Annotated in this window: 16 protein-coding genes; 2 read left to right on the top strand and 14 right to left on the bottom strand. The window is 60.7% G+C overall.

The genetic code is table 11. From position 1 onward, the window contains the following. Positions 1-15: 15 nt before the first annotated feature. The 5 genes from L0U80_RS26920 to L0U80_RS26900 all read right to left on the bottom strand — a co-directional run bounded on the left by L0U80_RS26920 (position 16) and on the right by L0U80_RS26900 (position 5,298). A complete protein-coding gene (locus L0U80_RS26920; RefSeq protein ID WP_233873246.1) occupies positions 16-1,086 on the bottom strand; it encodes a Gfo/Idh/MocA family protein in 1,071 nt (356 codons plus the stop codon). Beyond that, on the bottom strand, positions 1,083-2,198 hold the full coding sequence (locus tag L0U80_RS26915; RefSeq protein WP_233873243.1) for an ABC transporter ATP-binding protein: 1,116 nt from the start codon (positions 2,196-2,198) through the stop codon (positions 1,083-1,085). Before L0U80_RS26915 ends, L0U80_RS26920 begins: the two co-directional genes overlap by 4 nt. 4 nt (positions 2,199-2,202) lie before the next feature. After that, on the bottom strand, positions 2,203-3,048 hold the full coding sequence (locus L0U80_RS26910; RefSeq protein WP_233873240.1) for a carbohydrate ABC transporter permease: 846 nt from the start codon (positions 3,046-3,048) through the stop codon (positions 2,203-2,205). Beyond that, a complete protein-coding gene (locus L0U80_RS26905; RefSeq protein ID WP_233873237.1) occupies positions 3,041-3,922 on the bottom strand; it encodes a carbohydrate ABC transporter permease in 882 nt (293 codons plus the stop codon). The genes L0U80_RS26910 and L0U80_RS26905 overlap by 8 nt, the downstream gene beginning before the upstream one ends. A 92-nt stretch (positions 3,923-4,014) precedes the next feature. Further along, positions 4,015-5,298: an ABC transporter substrate-binding protein gene (locus L0U80_RS26900; RefSeq protein WP_233873234.1), complete on the bottom strand. Its 1,284-nt coding sequence runs from the start codon at positions 5,296-5,298 to the stop codon at positions 4,015-4,017. 251 nt (positions 5,299-5,549) lie between these two features. On the opposite strand from L0U80_RS26900, the gene L0U80_RS26895 reads away from it, so the two are divergent. Next, the gene (locus tag L0U80_RS26895) at positions 5,550-6,269 is read left to right on the top strand and encodes an IclR family transcriptional regulator (RefSeq protein ID WP_233873231.1); all 720 of its coding nucleotides are present in this window, start codon (positions 5,550-5,552) and stop codon (positions 6,267-6,269) included. 54 nt (positions 6,270-6,323) lie between these two features. Here L0U80_RS26895 and L0U80_RS26890 read toward each other — a convergent pair whose 3' ends face one another. From L0U80_RS26890 to L0U80_RS26850, 9 genes are all read right to left on the bottom strand, one after another. Further along, a complete protein-coding gene (locus L0U80_RS26890; RefSeq protein WP_233873227.1) occupies positions 6,324-7,094 on the bottom strand; it encodes a YoaK family protein in 771 nt (256 codons plus the stop codon). A 252-nt stretch (positions 7,095-7,346) separates the two neighbouring features. Then, entirely contained in the window at positions 7,347-8,399 is a 1,053-nt protein-coding gene (locus tag L0U80_RS26885; RefSeq protein ID WP_233873222.1) for a LacI family DNA-binding transcriptional regulator, read from the bottom strand. 79 nt (positions 8,400-8,478) lie between these two features. After that, positions 8,479-9,360 carry an SMP-30/gluconolactonase/LRE family protein gene (locus L0U80_RS26880; RefSeq protein WP_233873219.1) on the bottom strand — a complete coding sequence of 294 codons (882 nt, stop codon included), beginning with the start codon at positions 9,358-9,360 and terminating at the stop codon, positions 8,479-8,481. Beyond that, positions 9,357-10,124 (bottom strand): D-xylose 1-dehydrogenase, encoded by a 768-nt coding sequence (gene xylB, locus L0U80_RS26875; protein WP_233873216.1) that lies wholly within the window; start codon positions 10,122-10,124, stop codon positions 9,357-9,359. The genes L0U80_RS26880 and xylB overlap by 4 nt, the downstream gene beginning before the upstream one ends. A gap of 75 nt (positions 10,125-10,199) precedes the next feature. Continuing rightward, positions 10,200-12,608, bottom strand: coding sequence for a glycoside hydrolase family 3 N-terminal domain-containing protein (locus L0U80_RS26870; protein ID WP_233873214.1), 2,409 nt, complete (start codon positions 12,606-12,608; stop codon positions 10,200-10,202). Positions 12,609-12,693: 85 nt separating this feature from the next. After that, the gene (locus L0U80_RS26865; RefSeq protein ID WP_233873209.1) at positions 12,694-13,824 is read right to left on the bottom strand and encodes an ABC transporter ATP-binding protein; all 1,131 of its coding nucleotides are present in this window, start codon (positions 13,822-13,824) and stop codon (positions 12,694-12,696) included. A gap of 80 nt (positions 13,825-13,904) precedes the next feature. Further along, a complete protein-coding gene (locus L0U80_RS26860) occupies positions 13,905-14,735 on the bottom strand; it encodes a carbohydrate ABC transporter permease (protein ID WP_233873205.1) in 831 nt (276 codons plus the stop codon). Positions 14,736-14,738: 3 nt separating this feature from the next. Beyond that, positions 14,739-15,656 (bottom strand): carbohydrate ABC transporter permease, encoded by a 918-nt coding sequence (locus L0U80_RS26855; protein ID WP_233873202.1) that lies wholly within the window; start codon positions 15,654-15,656, stop codon positions 14,739-14,741. A 60-nt stretch (positions 15,657-15,716) separates the two neighbouring features. Further along, entirely contained in the window at positions 15,717-17,012 is a 1,296-nt protein-coding gene (locus tag L0U80_RS26850; RefSeq protein WP_233873201.1) for an extracellular solute-binding protein, read from the bottom strand. Between the two features lie 296 nt (positions 17,013-17,308). Between L0U80_RS26850 and L0U80_RS26845 the strand changes: the two genes are divergently transcribed. After that, the gene (locus L0U80_RS26845; RefSeq protein ID WP_233873199.1) at positions 17,309-18,385 is read left to right on the top strand and encodes a LacI family DNA-binding transcriptional regulator; all 1,077 of its coding nucleotides are present in this window, start codon (positions 17,309-17,311) and stop codon (positions 18,383-18,385) included. Positions 18,386-18,427: the final 42 nt, after the last annotated feature.

The following is an 18,427-nucleotide window of genomic DNA, read 5'->3' as shown; positions in this document are numbered from 1 at the left end:
GATGTCCTCGCGGGATCAAAGCGCCAGGCGTATTGCCTTGCCTTCACGCGCCGATTGCTCGGCAGCCGACGAGAATCGAAGCACCTGCCTGGCTTCGCGTGCCGTCAACACCGGCGCCCCACCCGTCTGAAGCGCATTCAGGAAATGGCGGGTCGATAGCACGAAGCTTTGCTCCCAGCCGCTCGGCACATCCCAGGTCGTAATCTGGCCATCCCGATACAACGTCACCGGTGGCGTTGCACCCAGGCGTCCGTGACCGCCATTGATGAACAACACGCCGGCGGTGCCGGTAATCTCGACGCGATCGTCCTGCGCATAGTGTCGCGTGGCGAGTTCCATGTCCGGCGAGTACACGATTTCCAGATTGCCGATCCGGTTTCCCGGGAACCTGAATGAGACAATCGACTGCGCATCGAAGCGCATGCCCCCCGGGCCTTCGGTATCGCCGATAAACGCGTGCACTTCTTCCGGGTCGCCCATGAAATGCCATGCGAGCGCGAACTTGTGATGCCCGTCGTCGAAGACCAGTGGTCCGCCGCCGGCCTGGGCCTTCTCGCTGCGCCAGGCCGACGCGGAAGCCGGAACCTCCCACGCCGTCGCGCTGCGCGCGGGATTCGACTTGATACGGATCGACAACGGTGTGCCAATCGCCCCTTGATCGACAAGTTCGCGCGCCTTCAGCACAGGCGGATAAAAAATGAAGTTTTCGAAGACCTTAAAGGGCCGCTCATACGTGTCGACGGCTTCAACCAACCGGTCCGCTTCGGCGAGATCGACGCACATTGGTTTTTGCAGCGAGACGATCTTGCCTGCCGCCATGGCCTTCAGCGCCACAGGGAGATGAAGATGATGCGGCAGCAGTATTTCGACCAGATCGATGTCTGCTCGCGCAAGGAAACGATCCACGTCCTCGTCGACGGTCACATCGGCAATGCCCCACGAGGCGAGCTTGGCGCGGGCCGCGTCAACATTGCGATCACAGATGCCTACGATGCGCGCCGCCGGATTCTGCAAATATTCGATTGCGTGTAGATCGGAGATACGACCCGCACCGATGAAACCAACGCGAATAGTGGACCGTGTCATTTTTCTCCCTCCGTCTGAAGGCTTTCTGTGTTCAGGGCGTTGTTTGAACCGGTACGATCGACTTGATCCTCGATGCGCTGCCCGGCGTTGTCGAAGCAATGCAGCTTCGACGTGTCCACGCTTAACCCCACCTCGTCTCCTCGGCGGACGTCATGCGCAATAGCCGATCGCACCGTGATTGAGGGGAGCCCTTCTCCGATCCTGACGTAATACAACGTTTCTGCGCCGAGCCGCTCAATAAGCTCGATCCGCCCGGCAAGGTGCTCATCAGCACGCTCACACAAAGCGATGTTCTCCGGCCGAATGCCGACGCTCGCAAGCCCTTCGGGTGCAGCACGGCTACTGTCGCTACCGGACGCCGAAAGCCACGTCCAGACCGAATCGGGCAACACGTTCATGGCGGGCGCTCCGATGAATCGGGCGACAAAGAGGTTCGCTGGGCGCTCGTAGAGTTCCATCGGCGTTCCGACCTGTTCGACCTTGCCGCCATTGAAAACCACGATCCTGTCTGCCAGCGTCATCGCCTCGACCTGATCGTGCGTGACGTACACCATCGTCGCGCGAAGATCCGCATGCAGGCGTGCAATCTCCAGCCGCATCTGCACACGCAGGGCGGCATCGAGATTCGACAACGGCTCGTCGAAGAGAAATACCTTCGGATTGCGAATGATGGCGCGCCCGATGGCAACACGTTGCCGCTGGCCGCCCGACAACTCTCTCGGGAACCGCTCAAGCAGTCTATCGAGTTGCAAGGTCGTTGCCACTTCGCCGACCCGCCGCTTGATATCACGCTTGCTCGCGCCGGAAATACGTAATCCGAAACCGATGTTTTCCGCGACGGTCATATGCGGAAACAACGCATAGGACTGGAATACCATCGCGATTTCCCGCTGCGACGGCGATACGCCGGTCACATCGCGGCCATCGATACGGATCGTCCCGCCGGAGACTTCTTCGAGGCCCGCGATCATTCGCAGCATCGTCGATTTGCCGCAACCCGAAGGGCCGACGAAAACAACGAATTCGCCATCGGCGACGTCGAGATCCACACCGTGGATCACATCATGGTCGCCAAACGACTTGCGGATATCAAGCAGGCTTAATTGCGCCATTCGATCACCCTTTTACCGCGCCCATGGTCATGCCCTTGATGAAATAGCGCTGGAAGAACAGGAACACGAGCAGCGTCGGCAGACTCGCCACGATTGACAATGCGCCCTGCACACCCCACGCAACGGAGTACTGCCCAGTCAGATTGACGATGCCGACCATGATGGTGCGCTCGTCGTCGGACTGCGTGAAAACGAGCGGCCAGAGGAAGTCATTCCAGATCCACGTGAACTGCAATGTCGCGAGTACGGCCAGCGCGGGCAGACTAAGCGGCAGAACGACCATCAGCAGTACGCGTAGCTCGGACGCGCCTTCCATGATCGCCGCTTCACGTAATGCGGTCGGCACTGTCGAGAAAAAATTGCGCATCAACAGCGTACAGATAGGAATGCCCAGCGCGGTGTGCACCAGAAAGATCGGCCAGAGTGTGTCGATAAGCCCAAAGAAATTGAAGAGCCGGAACAGTGGAATCAGAATGACCTGCGGCGGAAAGAACATGCCGGACACCACGATCAGAAACAGAACGTTCGACCCGCGAAAAGGCATCTTGGCGAAGACATAACCGGCGAGCGATCCAAGCGCCGTCGATGCAATGGTTGCCGGCACGGTCACAATCAAGGTATTCACAAAATACTGGTGCACCGAAGGATTCGAGAGCACGTCGATAAAATTGCCGAGATACAGACTCGAAGGCAGGTTCCAGAGATCGCCCGTTGCTATATCGCGTTGTTCCTTGACCGACGAGAGCAGCACGCCGACGGTCGGCAACAGGAACAAGATCGCCAGCACCGCCAGAATCGTGAATATGGCGGCTCTTGCCGGATCGAACCGCGAATGCAGGCGCTCATCCATAGATGCGATCCACCTTGCGCAGTTGGCGGAAATACAGCCCGATAACGGACAAGGCGATCAGAAACAGCACCACGGAAATCGCGCTGCCATAGCCCATGTGATATTTCTTGAAGCTCTCGTTGTACATGTGCATGGCAAGCGTGTCCGAGCTATTGAAGGGGCCGCCTCCCGTCATGATGTAGAGGATGTCGAACCCTTTAAGCGAATTGATGACCGACAACGCAACCGCGACTACGGTGGACGGCGTCAGCAACGGCAGGATGACGAGGCGGATCCGCTGCCAGCGGCTCGTACCCTCGATGTCGCAAACCTCCAGCATTTCCGAGGGAATCGCGGTGAGCCCCGCGAGATAGATCACCATCGACAGGCCAGTCTGCTGCCATGACCACGCCAGGATCACAGACCACAGCGCCGTATCGGGTTTCGCCAGCCACGCGTAGTTATAGCGGCTCCCCGAAACATGAGACAGAAACAGGTTGAACAAACCCCAGTCCGGCTGATAGATCCATACCCAGATCTGGCCAACGATCACAGCCGACAGGCAAATCGGTAAATAGAAAATACTCTTGAACAGGCGGCCGCCCGTTACCCTTGAATCGAGCAGGAGCGCCAGTCCGAGGCCCAGCAGCGTCGGCAGGGCAATCGCGGCCACGATCCAGATCGCGGTGTTAAGCGCGGAGTGCGAGAAGAGATGATCGTCAGCGAGGCGCGTGAAATTGGACAGGCCGACAAAATCATAGTTGGAGGAAAAACCGTTCCAGTCGGTGAAGCTGTAGAAAAACGAAGACAGTAGCGGCGCCACCACCAGCGTTCCAAAAACGCCCAGAGGCAACAGTAGAAAGAGCAGGCGCCATAACTGGTCACGCTTTTTCATCTTGCTTCCAGAGTGATCCCGCGTTATTCCGGGTGATTCCGGGCGAAACGGAAGTTGGACCACCCGTGGGCGGACCAACTTCACGAGCGGTTTTACTGCTTCTTGAACGCGGCCTGTGCGTCGGCCTGTGTCTGGCTCAACATGGCCTTGACGTCGGACGGCTTGTCCATGAACTTCGCGAACATCGACAGGCCAACTTCAGCCACCGGAGGTGGCGTAGCGAGGTCGTAGTTGAAGGCGAATACCTGTGCCTTCTCAACCGCGGTGGCTGCCTTCTGCATCACCACGCTGTAGTGGGACGGGTCGATCTTCACGTTGGCGGAGAGAGCACCCTGTGCCGTGGTCCAGGCGGACTGCACGTCGGTGTTGGTCACCATGTAGTCGAGCAGCTTCTCGCTACCGGCGACGTTCTTCGCATTGGCCGCGATGACCAGACCATCCACTGGGCCCACCGCAACATTGGGCACGCCTGCCTTGATCTGCGGGAAGACGCTGACGTCATAGTCCTTGCCCGGCACGAGGTTGTTACCGTTCCAGTATCCGGTGATCCACGTACCCATAAGTGTCATCGCTGCCTCGCCGCGTGCGACCTTGTCTGCGGCGTCGGTCCAGTCGAGCGCGTTGGCGTTGTCGGCGAAGTACCCGGCGTCGATCAGCGACTTCCATTGCGCCATCACCGATGCGACTTGCGGATCATCATATCGGGCATGACCCGACATCAGCTTTTGCCGGTACTCGGGTCCCGCCGTGCGCAGCAGCATGTAATCGAACCAGAACTGCGCCGGCCAGCGATTCTTCGAACCCAGGGCAATCGGCGTAATGCCCTGCTCCTTCAGCTGTTTGCACAACGCGAGGAATCCATCCCAGGTCGTCGGCATTGTCGTAATGCCGGCTTTGGCCATGACCTTCGGGTTATAGAACAGGCCAACGTAGTGGTAGTCGACCGGAATCAGATAGCGATGCCCGTTGTAGCTCGTCGCGCTCGCGGCGACCTGCTTCGAGATGGTCGAATCGAGTCCCGCGGATTTCCACATGCCGTCGATGGGTCGCAGGCTTCCCGAGTTGACGATGAATTGCACACGCGCGCCAGCCCAATAGCTGAATACGTCGGGCAGGCTGTGCCCGGCTGCACGCACGAGAATCACCGACTTGAAATCCTCATGTCCCACCGGGCTTTGCTTGACGGCAATGCCGGTTGCCTGCGTGAATTTCGCGAGCTGGTCGTTGAACGCCTTCAGCCCCAGGTCACCCGTGAAATAGTGGCTGATCGTCACGTCGCCCGAATCCGCCGAGGCAACCGACGAGAATCCCACAACTGTTGCAAGCAATGCCACGAGCAGGAGCGCGCGGCGTCTTATTCCTTGTTCGCCCGACATGTCGTCCTCCATAAAGTTTGTATATGCAAAACTATTTGGACCGATACATGCACGATCAGCATCTAGACCGCCGGCACATCGTCGGCGTAAATTTGCAAGGCGTCAACAATCGATCACGCATCGACGCGAAAATCAGTGAAAATCCCTAGCTCATGAGATTTGATCATCGATGTTTTCACATATAAAACTCTAGGTGTATTGAGCCGTTGTTTTGGATAGTCAAACTTCTGGTGTCCACGTCCGGACTTTTTATGCGACTACTTCAGTCTTTGACCCGTGGTCTCGATGCGCTGACTTACCTGCGCACTAATCGCGGACCGGTGCGGCTCACGGAAATTGCGTCGGTTCTCGGCGTGGACAAATCCATCGCCGCTCATCTTCTGAAGACGCTCGTCGCCTCCGGCTATGCAAAACAGGATCAAAGCCGGCGCTATCTGGTATCAAACGGAAAGTCATCGGGTGAGCCGGTGCAGCGCACGCTGGAGGAAGTCGTGGCTGTGAAGGAAAACTGGCGGCCGGCGCTCGAAAGGATTGCGGCATCCACTGGTGAATGCACGCACCTCGCCGTCCTCGTGGGTCAACGCGTCTGGTACATCGACAAGGTGGACTCGACGCTCCCGCTAAAAGTCGATCATCCGATCGGCTCATTGTCGCCGCTGCATTGCACAGCGCTCGGCAAGGCCTTCCTCGCATTCGGGCACGCCGAAATGCCCTCCGATCTCGTGGCCCACACGTCCCATACGCTGACCTCCGCCCGGGCCCTGGCAGAAGATCTGGAACGCACGCGTGAACGAGGCTATGCGATCGACGATGAGGAGTTTACGGATGGCATCCGCTGCGTGGCGCGTCCGGTTTATGACGAACACGGCGAGATGATTGCCACCGCCGGTATCTCGTGCCCGAGCGTGCGTGTCGATGCGACGAGACTTGCCGAACTGGGCGGCATCATTCTGCGGGAGTCGGTGAACTGACCTGAGGCTCGCACAACAGGAGCCTGGAAAGCCCCCAGGCGCGATGATGCAATGTCAGCGTGCGGTGCTACCCGGACGCCTCGCCCATTCGCGAAGATCATCGGCCATCGGCACGGCGGCCAGCACGACCAGGATGCCGGCCAGCAGAATGGTTGCGGAGTAGCCGACGTGCTTGAAGCCAAGCGCCCCTGCAAAAGCGCCAGAAAGAAACATCGTGAGCATCGTGCCGAGCACGCGCAGCTTCTGCCGGTCCGCATACACGTCGGACTCGCCTGATCGCATGCGACTCGAATTCCAGTAGAACAGCTTGCCGAGTTCAATACCGAGGTCGGTGACAATGCCCGTCATGTGCGTCGTGCGGATTTCGGCATTCGACAGCTTCGTGATGATCGCGTTCTGCAGCCCCATGATGAAGCACAGCAGGACCACCGTGAAGGGCACGAACAACGCCTGCCACAGCGCGAGATGGCCGCCGAGCAGACCGAAAAACAGCAGCAGAACAGCTTCGAGCAGCAATGGCAGGGCGTACCGGCTATGCAACTGTCTGCGCCGTCCCCAGTTGATGAGCACCGCGGAACATGCCGCGCCGAGCACGAACGATGAGAGCGACGCGACGCCGGCAAACACATAGGTGACGTTGCCGAGCGCTGCTTCGTCGGCGATGGCGGACACGATGCCGCTCATGTGCGACGTATATTGTTTGACGGCGAGAAAGCCACCCGCGTTAGCGGCGCCCGCAACGAACGCAAGCGAAAAGCCGAGATGCCGATTGGAGCTGTTGTTGCGATCCTTGCCTGTGAGATTACGAAAGTAAGTGACTGGCATGGTGTATCTATCGCAGCTCGCTCGATTTATTGCCCTTCCACCAAACCCTGGCAACCGATGGTTTGACGGACGCCTGCGGGTCATGATTGGGGCATTTCGTGGGGTCGCATGAATTGCGCCCGGAATCGGACTCCGTCTTTCAGTATTGGAATATACCGCATTTTCGTCAAATAGACGGGAATTCGCAGGCTAATGCGTTCTACGCTCGCCAAGCCGCTCTCGTGCGGCACGGGACTGTGTGTGCGCAGCGGTTTAAGCGCTCTCTCGCGCAACGACCGTGAATTCGACCTTGGTGGCCTTCGCGCGCGGCTGCGTCTCCTGGGTGGACGCATCCGGCGCAGCCACGCCGAGCGCGGCCAGCAAAGCGTCGCCGGCACGCAGCCCGATGCCGTAGGCATCCACGGAGACCGTCGTAATCGTGGGGTGGCAGCACGCGGCAACCTCGAAGTCGCCGAATCCCGCGATTGCAATATCATCAGGCACCGACATACCACGTCGATGACATTCCATGATTGCGCCGAAAGCGGACATGTCGCTCACGCACATCACCGCGTCCGTGTCGGGCCATGCTTCGAGCAACGCAGCGAGCGCCGGTGCGCCATGGCTCATGGTGATCGGTGATTCGCCGAGCCGAATGACCCGCGGCTCGCCAAGACCGAGCGCCTTGATCTGGGCGACGTAGCCCCGCATCCGTTCAAGACCGCGTCGGTCGAGTTCGCTCGCGCCGCCGAGATAGCCAATGCGCTTATAACCCTTCTCGTGCAGATACCGCACCATCGCGCGCGCGGCCCTCGAATTCGAGAAACCCACGCTCATGTCGATCGGATCGCTCGGCAAATCCCACATTTCGACGACCGGAATGCCCGCGCGCTGCAGCAGCGTGCGGGTCGCATCGGTGTGATGTCTTCCGGTGAGCGCCACGCATCGCGGTTGATAGCGCAGCATCGAGCGGACGAGTTGCTCCTCTTCTTCGAGCCGGTAATCGGTGTCGCCGAGCAGAAGTTGCAGGCCGTGAGGCGCAAGCGCCACGCTGAGCCCGCGCACGGTATCGGAAAAGTTGGAGCTGGAGAGTGACGGCACCAGCACGGCGACGAAATCGGAGCGCCCCGACGACAAGGCGCCCGCTGCGGCGTCGGCCACGTAGCCGAGTTCGTCGATGACCTTCTGGACCCGCTCGCGCGTAGCCTGCGATACATTGCCTCCCGCCAGCACGCGGGAAACAGTCATCTTCGATACCCCGGCGAGCCGGGCAACATCCGACATGCGGGGCGGTACGGAAAGCGGGAGAGCGGGCGTTGCGCTCATGAGCGGAAGCCGTGGAGTGTTAGAACCCGTATGATACCGGTTGACTCCGCGAAAGGGCGCGCACGGCGCAACGCGTGCTTCACCCCAGCGCCGCGGTGCACGCGGCTTGCGCTTGCCCCGGGACAGGCGAACGGAATGAAAACAGTCCCCCAGCCAATGGCTGCTCGCTCAACTGCTCTTGCGAAAGACCCTTGCGGGCCGTGGTCGCGTACACAGTGCGCAAGTCATCACCACCGAACGCGAGCTTCGTGACGTTCGAGCAGGGAAACGCAATCTGCTCCACGAGCGCGCCGGCCGGAGAATAGCGTTCGATGCGAGCGCCGCCAAAGAGCGCGATCCACACAAAGCCTTCCGAATCCACGGCCATACCGTCCGGATACCCAGTACCCGAGATCGCCGCGAACGTGCGCTGGCCGCTCAAGGTTCCGTCGCTCGCGACATCGAATGCGTAAACGACCCGCTCCATGGTGTCACCATGGTAAAGCGTGCGACCGTCCGGGCTCATCGCCGGCCCATTCGTAATCACATAGCCGCTATCGCGAACGACAACTTCGCCATTTTCACCGACCATGTACAACGAACCGCTGGGGTCGACCTCGGCGTCATCCATCGAGCCGAACCAGAGACGGCCACGCGCATCGGCATACCCGTCATTGAGACGGTTGCCCGGAAGCTCGCTTTCGATTCGCTTGAGCAGTTCGAACTGACCGGTTGACGGCGCGAAGCGGTAGAGACCGCCTTGCACGCCGCACACGAAAGTGTCATCGGAATACGGCGCGACAAAGCCGATCTGCGCGGGCGCGCTCCACGTGCGGGTTTCGCCGGTCGCTGTCGAAAGGCGATGCAGCTTGTGCTGCTTGATATCGACGAAGTAAACGGCGCCTTCACTGGCACGCCATACGGGTCCTTCGCCAAGCACTGCCTCTACGGGCCAGACGCAAACGGGTGTTGTGGAATTCATCCGCCGTACCATCCCGCATCGACGAAATAATCGCGGCCCGAGCAGCGGGCTGCGTCGTCGGAGGCGAGAAACAGCGCCATCCGTGCGACGTGCTCCGGGTCAATGCGCTGCTGCAGGCATTGATCCGCGACGATCTTCGCTTCGCTTTCCGGCGATTGCCAGAGTTGCATCTGCCGCGGTGTACGCACGGCGCCCGGAATAATGCAGTTCACGCGGATGCCGTGCGCGCCGAAATCCCGTGCAAGGCCGCGCGTGAGTCCTTCGATGCCCGCCTTTGCGGTCATGTAGATGCTCAGATTGGCCGTCGCCAGGTGCCACGAAATCGAGCCCAGATTCAGGATCACGCCGCGCCCGAGTTCGCGCATACCGTCCGCGACCGCTTGCGCGCAGAAAAACTGGTGGCGCAGGTTGACCTCGATGCGTTGGTCCCAGTAGGCCGGGCTCACATCGCTCACTTCGTGGCGGTCGTCGTTGGCGGCGTTGTTGATCAGCACTTCGACCGGGCCGCCGCGCCCGGCGATATCGGAAAACGTGGCTTTCAGCGCATCGAGATCGCGCAGATCACAACGGTAAAACACCGGCGGATGCGTCGAATCACGAAGCTTTTCCTGAAGATCGAGCGAATCCTTTTCCGCCACGTCCAGAAAGAATACGCGCGCGCCTTGCGCTGCGAACGCCTCGACCATGGCGGCCCCTATGCCGCTACCACCGCCCGTAATCACGACGGTCTTGTCAATGAGGCTTGGATAAATTGCGTACGACATCAGAATTCCCAGATTCCCAGGTTGTTACGAGATCAAGCTTGCTGGCGCCCGCGTGCAGGCGCCAGCCGCTTTCTGTCATTGCGCGATGATTTCGACTTCGCTGACCATGCGCCAGTCGCGCTCGAGCGTGCGGGTCGCCTGGCCCACTACGGTAAGCGTATCGCCCAGGTGAATGTCCCGGCTCGAACTGCCGATCATCAGATCGAAGTCGCCCGGTTCGACGATACGTTCGCCTCTTGCGTCGGTGAAATTGAGCATGTCCACCGGAATGCGCACTCTCACACGTGCCGAAGCGTTTGCAGCAACAGGAACGCGTGCGAATGCTTTCAGTTCGCGCACAGGCCGCGCGGAAGATGCGATCTTGTCATGCACGTAGATCTGCACGACTTCTACGCCGTCGCAAGCACCCACGTTATTCACGTTGAAGCTGAACTCAAACGTGCCATCCGCGATTGCCGCTTTCTGCGTCGAGAGTTCAAGCCCGTCAAACTGGAATTGCGTATAGCTCAGACCGAAGCCGAACGGATAGCGCGATCCGAAGTGATAAGCCACGGGCGTGCCCGCACTCTTGAGCCGGTGATTGTAGGTGTACGGCACCGCGCCCGCGCTCTTGGGCACGGAAAGCGGCAGACGTCCACTGAAATTCGCCTTCCCGGTGATCAGTTCAGCCAGTGCTTCGCCGCCCTTCTCGCCTGGCGCGAACGCCATGATCTGCGCGGCCACCTTGTCTTCGAGACCGCCGAGCGTGTACGGACGGCCACCCGTCATCACCACCACCGTGGGCGTCCCGCTTTCGACCACCGCAGCGAGGAGCGCCTGTTGCACGCCGGGCAGCGTGAGGCTGTCCGTGTCGGAGCCTTCGCCCACCGTGCCGGACTGAAAGAGTCCGGCCAGATCGCCGACAAACACCACGGCGACTTCAGCCTGTTTTGCGGCCGCTACCGCCGCGGGGATGTCCGACGTATCCCGGCTGATCAGTTCATCTTCCTTGTGCTCGGACATGGCGGCCAATGGCACGTCGCCCGGAAACACGGGCGCGCCCGCACGCCGTTCCTCGATGATGTGGCAGCCACGCGCGTGAATCACCCGGTCTTTCCCGAGCAGATCGCGCAATGCCTGCAACGGCGTCGTCATGGCCAGATCCGACTGCTCGCCGCTATTGATCAGATGTACAGGGAAACTGTAGCCCGCAAGCAGCGCCAGCGGGTCGTCAGCGGTCGGTCCGATCACGGCAATCTTCGAAGCGCTGTCGAGCTTCAGCGGCAACACGCCCTCGTTGCGCAGCAAAACAGCAGACTGCAGTGCCACTTCGTGAGCGACATCGGTCGCCTCAGCGCCGCGCAGGTTCACGCTCTCGGGATCGGCGTACGGATGCTCGAACAGACCGATGTCGAACTTCGTGCGCAGCACGCGAGCGACTGCCGCGTCGATGGTGGCGAGGCTGATTTCGCCGCGTTCGATGGCTTCCGCCAGATGCAGCGCGCACTCATGACCCGGCAGTTCGACGTCGAGGCCCGCGTTGAACGCGAGCGCGGCCGCTGCCGCGGCGTCGCGCGCTACGGCGTGGTGAGTGTAGAGCAGATTGACGCCTGCATAGTCGGCCACGATCAGACCGTCGAAACCCCACTTCTCGCGCAGCACGCCTTCAAGCAGATCGCGGTTCGCGTGACACGGAACGCCGTCGATGTCGTGATACGCCGGCATGATCGAGCCAGCATTCGAGAGCTTGACTGCCATTTCGAACGGCAGCATGAAGGTATCGTTGAGTTCGCGCGGACCGACATGCACCGGCGCGTGGTTACGCGCGCCTTCGCTGGCCGAGTGAGCCACGAAATGCTTGAGCGTGGCGAGCAGATCGCGCCGCTCTCCCTGCAAGCCGTCCACATAGTGGCAGGCCATCACGCCGACGAGATACGGATCTTCGCCAAACGTTTCTTCCGTGCGCCCCCAGCGTGGGTCGCGCGAGACGTCCAGCACCGGAGCGAGCCCCTGATGGCAACCGATCGAACGCGCCTGCTGGCCGATGATCTCGCCAACGCGACCGATCAGTTCGGCATTCCAGGTCGCCGCATAGTTGAGCGGCGACGGAAACAGCGTGGCATCTTTCGTCATCAGACCCACGAGACATTCTTCGTGCGCCATCACCGGAATGCCGAGACGCGTCTCTTCCACCATCTGCCGCTGCAAGGCATTGAGCGCGCGCACGCCCTCTTTCGGGTCGACCGTATGCGTGCCGAGCGGGCGCGTCACCTGTCCGAGTCCATGCTGCAGCAGACGCTCGATCGGCACACCGGCGTCGCGCTGTGCGAAATCTTCGGAACGCGGCTGATGCTTGCCATCGGCCGACAGCTTCAGCCAGACGGCGTGAAGCTGGGCGATCTTTTCTTCGAGCGACATGCGCGACATCAGGTCGGCGACACGTGCCTCACTCGGGGCATCAGGGTCCCGGTAGAGCGGGATTTCGCTCTTGTGCTGAAGCGACATCAAAAGGACTCCTTTAAATTCAATTCGTTGTGCAATCGGCGACGTTAAGTCAGACGTTTCGTCAATACGAAGACCGTCCGCGCAATCAGTCGAGGCGCCGCAAGGCGAAGTCGCGATTGTCGAACACGTGACACGCGTTGGCCGGCAGTGCGAGGCTGACCTGCTCATCGCGCACGAGGTGGCTATCACCCGCGAGCTTGGCGATCAGCATGGCCGGCGTATGGCTGCCGCCCTCCACGTGGACGTAGCTGTGCTCGCCCATATGCTCGACGAGGCGCACCGAGCAGCGGATCGACTGGACATCGCCTGCTTCACTCGCAAGTCTCATGTGCTCCGGCCGCACGCCAAGCGTGACCTGCTCGCCCGGGCTGACCTGACGACCATCGACGCGAGCGCGAATGATCTCGCCCGTGGTCAGTTCGATCTCGACGCCACCTTCATCGATGGACTTCACGATGCCCGGCAGAAAATTCATCTTCGGCGAGCCGATGAAACCCGCGACGAACCGGCTCGCGGGCCGGTGATAGAGATCGAGCGGCGCGCCGATCTGGGCGATGCTGCCATGGTTGCCCGGCTGCATGTCCGTTTGCAGCAGCACGATCTTGTCCGCGAGCGCCATCGCTTCGATCTGGTCATGCGTGACGTAGACGGCGCTTGCGTCGCCGAATTCGCGATGCAGTCGTGCGATTTCGGTGCGCGTCTGTACGCGCAACGCGGCGTCGAGATTCGAGAGCGGCTCGTCGAAGAGGAACACGCCCGGCTCGCGCACGATCGCCCGGCCAATCGCGACACGTTGGCGCTGGCCGCCCGACAACGCGGCAGGGCGCCGGTCGAGCAGTTTATCGAGCTGCAGAGACGCCGCCGCGCGACGCACCTTGGTGTCGATCGTCGCCTTGTCGATTTTGGCCTGACGCAGACCGAACGCCATGTTCTCGTACACGCTCATATGCGGATAGAGCGCGTAGTTCTGGAACACCATGGCGACTTTGCGCTTGGCTGGCTCGACGTCGTTCATCACTTGGCCATCGATGCGCAACTCGCCGCCCGTGATCGATTCGAGACCGGCGATCATGCGCAACAGCGTGGACTTGCCACAGCCCGACGGCCCGAGAAAGACGCAAAACTCGTTCTTGCCGACTTCGAGGTTGACGTCACGAATCACCGCGTGACCATTCACGTAGGACTTTTGGACGTTGGTGAGAGAAATGCTTGCCATATCGGTTTATGCGAAATTCGCGAAGTTCGGTGTGCGGGCCACGCGGGCCCGCACGTTGTCGAGACGGTGTTGGATGCGGGTCAGCCCTTGAGCGAGCCAGCCATCATCCCCTTGATCACGCGTTCCTGACCGAACGCATAGGCAACGATCAGCGGCAGCGACGTGAGCACGAGCACAGCCAGCATCGAGGGAATATTCGACGCGTACTGCCCCTGGAAATCCCAGATCGCGAGCGGCAACGTACGGTGCTCGGACGTCGACGTGAGGATGTACGCGAAGATGAACTCGTTCCAGAGACCGATGCCGTTGAAGATCGCCACCGTGGCGAGGCCCGGACCCGAGAGCGGGAAGAAAATACGCCAGAAGATGCGGAACGGGCTGCAGCCGTCGAGCTGCGCGGCCTCTTCCAGCTCGCGCGGAATCTGGCGCATGAACTCGGTCAGAATGAAGATCGACACCGGCAGACTGAGCGCCACATACGGGCCGAACAGCGCGAACGGCGTGTCGTAAAGACCGAGGTTACGCGTGAGCAGATAGATCGGCACGAGCGTCGAGTGCAGCGGCACGATCATGCCAGCGACGATGAGCGCAAAGAGCGGCTTGTTCAGCCTGAAACGCATGCGCGCAAATACGTAGGCCGCCATCGCACTGAAGACGACGATCATCAGCACCGACACGCCCACCACGAACACGCTGTTACGGAAGTACGTGAAGTACGGCCCCTGCATCACCGCCGCGTAGTTGCCGAAATACAGATGACCCGGCGGCGCCCACACGGGCGTCGAAAAATTTTCTTCCTGGGTCTTCATGCTCGACGCGACCATGAAGATAAACGGAAGCGTCGTAACGGCCAGCCAGATCAGTGCGAGGAGAGGAATCCCCACACGCGGGAATCGACGTTTCTTGCTCATGGATCAGACCTCGGTTGCATAACGGCGGGTGAAGCGCAGCGATACCGCCGCCACCGCACAGACGATGAGGAACATCGCCGAGCCAATGGTGCTGCCGTAGCCGAGCTGGAACGAATTGAAAACCGTGCGGTACATGTAGGTGGCCATCACCTCGGACGAGCCTTCCGGACCGCCGCCGGTCATGACGAACACGAGGTCGAAGTAGCGCAGCGATCCGAGCACGGACAGGAGCACAGCCGTACGCACCGTGCCCAGCAGGTGCGGCAGCTTGATGCGCCAGAAAATGGTCCACTCGGAAGCGCCGTCGAGCAGCGCGGCCTCGTTGACCTCAGCCGGCATCGACGAGAGGCCGGCGAGGAACAGAATCATGTAGAACGGCGCGTTCTGCCAGATGATGACGGCGATGGTCGAACCCAGCGACAAATGCGGGTCGCCCAGCCAGTCCTTGGCGAGACTGTCGAGACCGACCGCTTGCAGTGCCGCGTTGAGCGGACCGAAATTCGGATCGTAGATGCTCTTGAACAGAATACCGATCGCCACGCTCGACATGAGCAGCGGCAGAAAATAGAGAATCTTGAGGATGCGCGAGCCACGGCCCGCTTTTTCCAGCAGGACGGCGAGCACGAGCGCGATGGGCAACTGGAAAGCGATCGACGTGACAGCAAGAATCACATTGTTCCAGAGCGCGTGCCAGAACACGGTGTCGTGGGCGAGCTTCTCCCAGTTCGCGAACCCGACATAACGGGCCGTGTTACCGAGGCCATTCCAGTCGAGAAGCGACAGCTGCAGACTGGAGATGAGCGGGTAGAGCAGGAATACAGCCAGCAAAAAGATCGCGGGTGCGAGAAACACAACCGTGACGAGCGCTTGTGACGACAAGCGCAGCCGGCGTTCAGGTGTAGCGGTAATAGCGATATTCACGAGCGTTCATGCCGACCGGCACCTCGCGGTGCCGATCGGACTTTCCTAAAGGACTGGGAATTAACCGCCCTTCTTGAAGGCGGCCTGCATTTGCTGCGCAGCGGCCTCAGGCGTGATCGAGAGACCGAACAACTGTTGCGTCGTGTCCTTGTGCATTTCGCCAAGAGCCGGCGGCAGTGCCTGGTCGTACCAGAGCTGCACGCTCGGAGCGGCGGCGAGCAGTTGCTGCAGACGCTGCGTGAACGGATCGTCGATCTTCACGTTGTTGACCGGCGGAAGCTTGTGGTCATCCGTCGCACGAGCCTGCATCGCCTGCTCGTCGGTCAGCGCCTGGATCAGCTTGAACGCCGCATCCTGGTTCTTGCACTCGGTCGAGATGCTCAGGAAGCCATCGCCCACCGTGCCGATCATGTCGCGCGGGTCACCCTTGCCGCCCGTCACAGACGGGAACGGGAAGAAGTCGAGATCCTTCGCGAAGCCAGGGTTTTCGTTGGCGATCGTCGAAGCTTCCCATGCACCCATCAGCTCCATGGCAGCCTTGCCCGTGTACAGCAGACGGCGCGAAGCACCCGAGTCGTAATCAAGACCGTTGATGCCAGGTGCGAATGCGCCGGCCTTAACGAGATCCTGAATGCGCTTGCCGGCTTCGATGAACGCCGGGTCTTCAAAGCCCTTGCCCTTGCCTGCGAGCGCGTCCTTCACGACTTGCGGACCAGCGATACGGTCGACGATGTACATGTAGTACATCGAGCCGGTCCACTTGTTCTTGTTCGCGAGCGAGAACGCTGCAACGTTGTGCGACTTCAGCACATCGACGACGTGCATCAGTTCATCCCACGTCTTCGGCGGCGTGATGCCGTACTTCTTGAAGACTTCCTTGTTGTAGAAGATCACCGCGGTCGCTGCGTTTTCGGCAGCAACACCGTAGGTCTTGCCGTCGAACGTCGTGTTATCCCACGATGCCTTCATGAAGCGGTCGCGATACGCCGGATCCTTGCTCAGGTACGGCGTGAGGTCGACGATCTGGCCGGACTTCACGTACTCGTGCAGGCCACCGCCGCCCCAGTTTTCGAAGACGCAAGGCGGCTGGTTGGCGCCGAACGCCACCTTCAGCTTGGTCTTGTAGGCCTCGTTGAGCACGTGCGACTGCTCGACCTTGTACCCCGGAACCGATTTCTCGAAGCGGTCTGCGCCGTCGCGCAGCACCTTGCTCGAGGTAGCATTGGTCTGCTGGTCCCACTCGGTGATTACTTTTGCGTCCGCAGCGATTGCGGCAGTTGACGCCGCCAGCATTGAACAGACCAGAGCCACTGCGCCAACTACCGGCCGGGCTTTCGAAAGAACCGCATGCGCCATCGATACGTCTCCTCTGTTGTGAAGTTATAGGCACTACGTTAGCCTTAACGTTGCTGGATGTTAGTTAAGCGAGGTCCTTAACGCTATACGGGTTAACCTGTGACCCGACTCCCTGAAAACCCTAACCCGCAGCCATTGCCCTGATAACGGGCCTCCGCCTTTGTGCGTGCCAGCCCTGCCCGGCTCGGCGGCCAAACGCCTTGTGTTCTGCGATAATGACCGGCAGAATACTGATAGCGCTAACGTTCAACTTGAAAGCAAACTCTGACGTATCTCCGGAAACAGGCTGTCAGGCAATGACAAAACAAAACCCGACACTCGCAGACGTCGCCCGTCTCGCGGGCGTGTCGCAGATGACCGCATCGCGCGCACTCAACGGGCGGCCCGGCGTATCCCGCGAAACGCGTGACGAAATCACGAGGATCGCCTCGGATATCGGCTATGTCGTGAATCGCACGGCGCAAAAGCTCTCCGGCGGCCGCAACGGCATCATCGGCATCATTACCCCGACGCTCGACACGCAGTTCTCCAGCGAACTGATTCTGGGCGCTGGGCGTGCGGCGCGTGCCGGCGGTTGCGAGGTCCTCGTCTACACGCTCTCCGACGACGACCGGCGCACGCATCACGACGTGCTGGGTCTCGTGCGCCAGTTTTCCGATGGCCTGCTTGCGATCCTGCCGCGCGAATCGTTGTGCCTCGATTCGCTCGCGAGCGCGAACCTGCCGGTGGTCGTGATCGACCAGCGCGGAACGCTGAACCGCTTTCCGTCCGTGTCGGTCGACAACTATGGCGGCGCGCAGCTCGCGGTCGATCATCTGGCCGAACTCGGACACAGGAGAATTGCGTATCTCGGCGGCGACGAATTGATAGAAGGCGTGCGCGATCGTCAACGGGGCTATCACGACGCGCTGATCCGCCATGGACTGCCGCACGATCCGGAACTCGTTGTCACGGGCGACCTCTCGCAAATGACTGCGTTCGAAGTGGCATCCGGGCTGCTCGCGCTGCCCGAGCCGCCCACGGCGATCTTCACGGCCAACGATCAAAGTGCGTTCGGTGTTATCGCTGCGGTACGCGAAGCCGGCTTGCGCGTGCCCCACGACATCTCCGTGATCGGCTTCGACGACATCCCGATGGCCGAGCAGTTTCATCCGTCACTCACCACCGTTCGTCAACCGTTCCAGCAGATGGCGAGCTCCGCGGTCAATACGCTGCTATCGCAGATCGCCGGTTTCGATGCTGCCTCGCAGCGCATCACGTTTCCGGCGGAACTGGTGGTACGCGATTCGACTGGCCCGGCTCCGCTCGAGCTGCGCCGCGCAGTGTCGGCGCAGGCCCCACGCAAAACGCGCATGCAACGCAACGGGCTATAAGAAAGGACGACGAACCGCGGCGAATCACACGCCGCGGTTCGG

The sequence above is a fragment of the Paraburkholderia adhaesiva genome, assembly GCF_021390575.1.
GTDB lineage: Bacteria > Pseudomonadota > Gammaproteobacteria > Burkholderiales > Burkholderiaceae > Paraburkholderia > Paraburkholderia adhaesiva.
This window is presented reverse-complemented; position numbering and strand designations above follow the sequence as displayed.

What these genes read in the sequence shown, in the direction of transcription:
- L0U80_RS26920 (WP_233873246.1), bottom strand. Translation starts at nt 1,086, where the DNA reads ATGACACGGTCCACTATTCGCGTTGGTTTCATCGGTGCGGGTCGTATC.
- L0U80_RS26915 (WP_233873243.1), bottom strand. Translation starts at nt 2,198, where the DNA reads ATGGCGCAATTAAGCCTGCTTGATATCCGCAAGTCGTTTGGCGACCAT.
- L0U80_RS26910 (WP_233873240.1), bottom strand. Translation starts at nt 3,048, where the DNA reads ATGGATGAGCGCCTGCATTCGCGGTTCGATCCGGCAAGAGCCGCCATA.
- L0U80_RS26905 (WP_233873237.1), bottom strand. Translation starts at nt 3,922, where the DNA reads ATGAAAAAGCGTGACCAGTTATGGCGCCTGCTCTTTCTACTGTTGCCT.
- L0U80_RS26900 (WP_233873234.1), bottom strand. Translation starts at nt 5,298, where the DNA reads ATGTCGGGCGAACAAGGAATAAGACGCCGCGCGCTCCTGCTCGTGGCA.
- L0U80_RS26895 (WP_233873231.1), top strand. Translation starts at nt 5,550, where the DNA reads ATGCGACTACTTCAGTCTTTGACCCGTGGTCTCGATGCGCTGACTTAC.
- L0U80_RS26890 (WP_233873227.1), bottom strand. Translation starts at nt 7,094, where the DNA reads ATGCCAGTCACTTACTTTCGTAATCTCACAGGCAAGGATCGCAACAAC.
- L0U80_RS26885 (WP_233873222.1), bottom strand. Translation starts at nt 8,399, where the DNA reads ATGAGCGCAACGCCCGCTCTCCCGCTTTCCGTACCGCCCCGCATGTCG.
- L0U80_RS26880 (WP_233873219.1), bottom strand. Translation starts at nt 9,360, where the DNA reads ATGAATTCCACAACACCCGTTTGCGTCTGGCCCGTAGAGGCAGTGCTT.
- xylB (WP_233873216.1), bottom strand. Translation starts at nt 10,124, where the DNA reads ATGTCGTACGCAATTTATCCAAGCCTCATTGACAAGACCGTCGTGATT.
- L0U80_RS26870 (WP_233873214.1), bottom strand. Translation starts at nt 12,608, where the DNA reads ATGTCGCTTCAGCACAAGAGCGAAATCCCGCTCTACCGGGACCCTGAT.
- L0U80_RS26865 (WP_233873209.1), bottom strand. Translation starts at nt 13,824, where the DNA reads ATGGCAAGCATTTCTCTCACCAACGTCCAAAAGTCCTACGTGAATGGT.
- L0U80_RS26860 (WP_233873205.1), bottom strand. Translation starts at nt 14,735, where the DNA reads ATGAGCAAGAAACGTCGATTCCCGCGTGTGGGGATTCCTCTCCTCGCA.
- L0U80_RS26850 (WP_233873201.1), bottom strand. Translation starts at nt 17,012, where the DNA reads ATGGCGCATGCGGTTCTTTCGAAAGCCCGGCCGGTAGTTGGCGCAGTG.
- L0U80_RS26845 (WP_233873199.1), top strand. Translation starts at nt 17,309, where the DNA reads ATGACAAAACAAAACCCGACACTCGCAGACGTCGCCCGTCTCGCGGGC.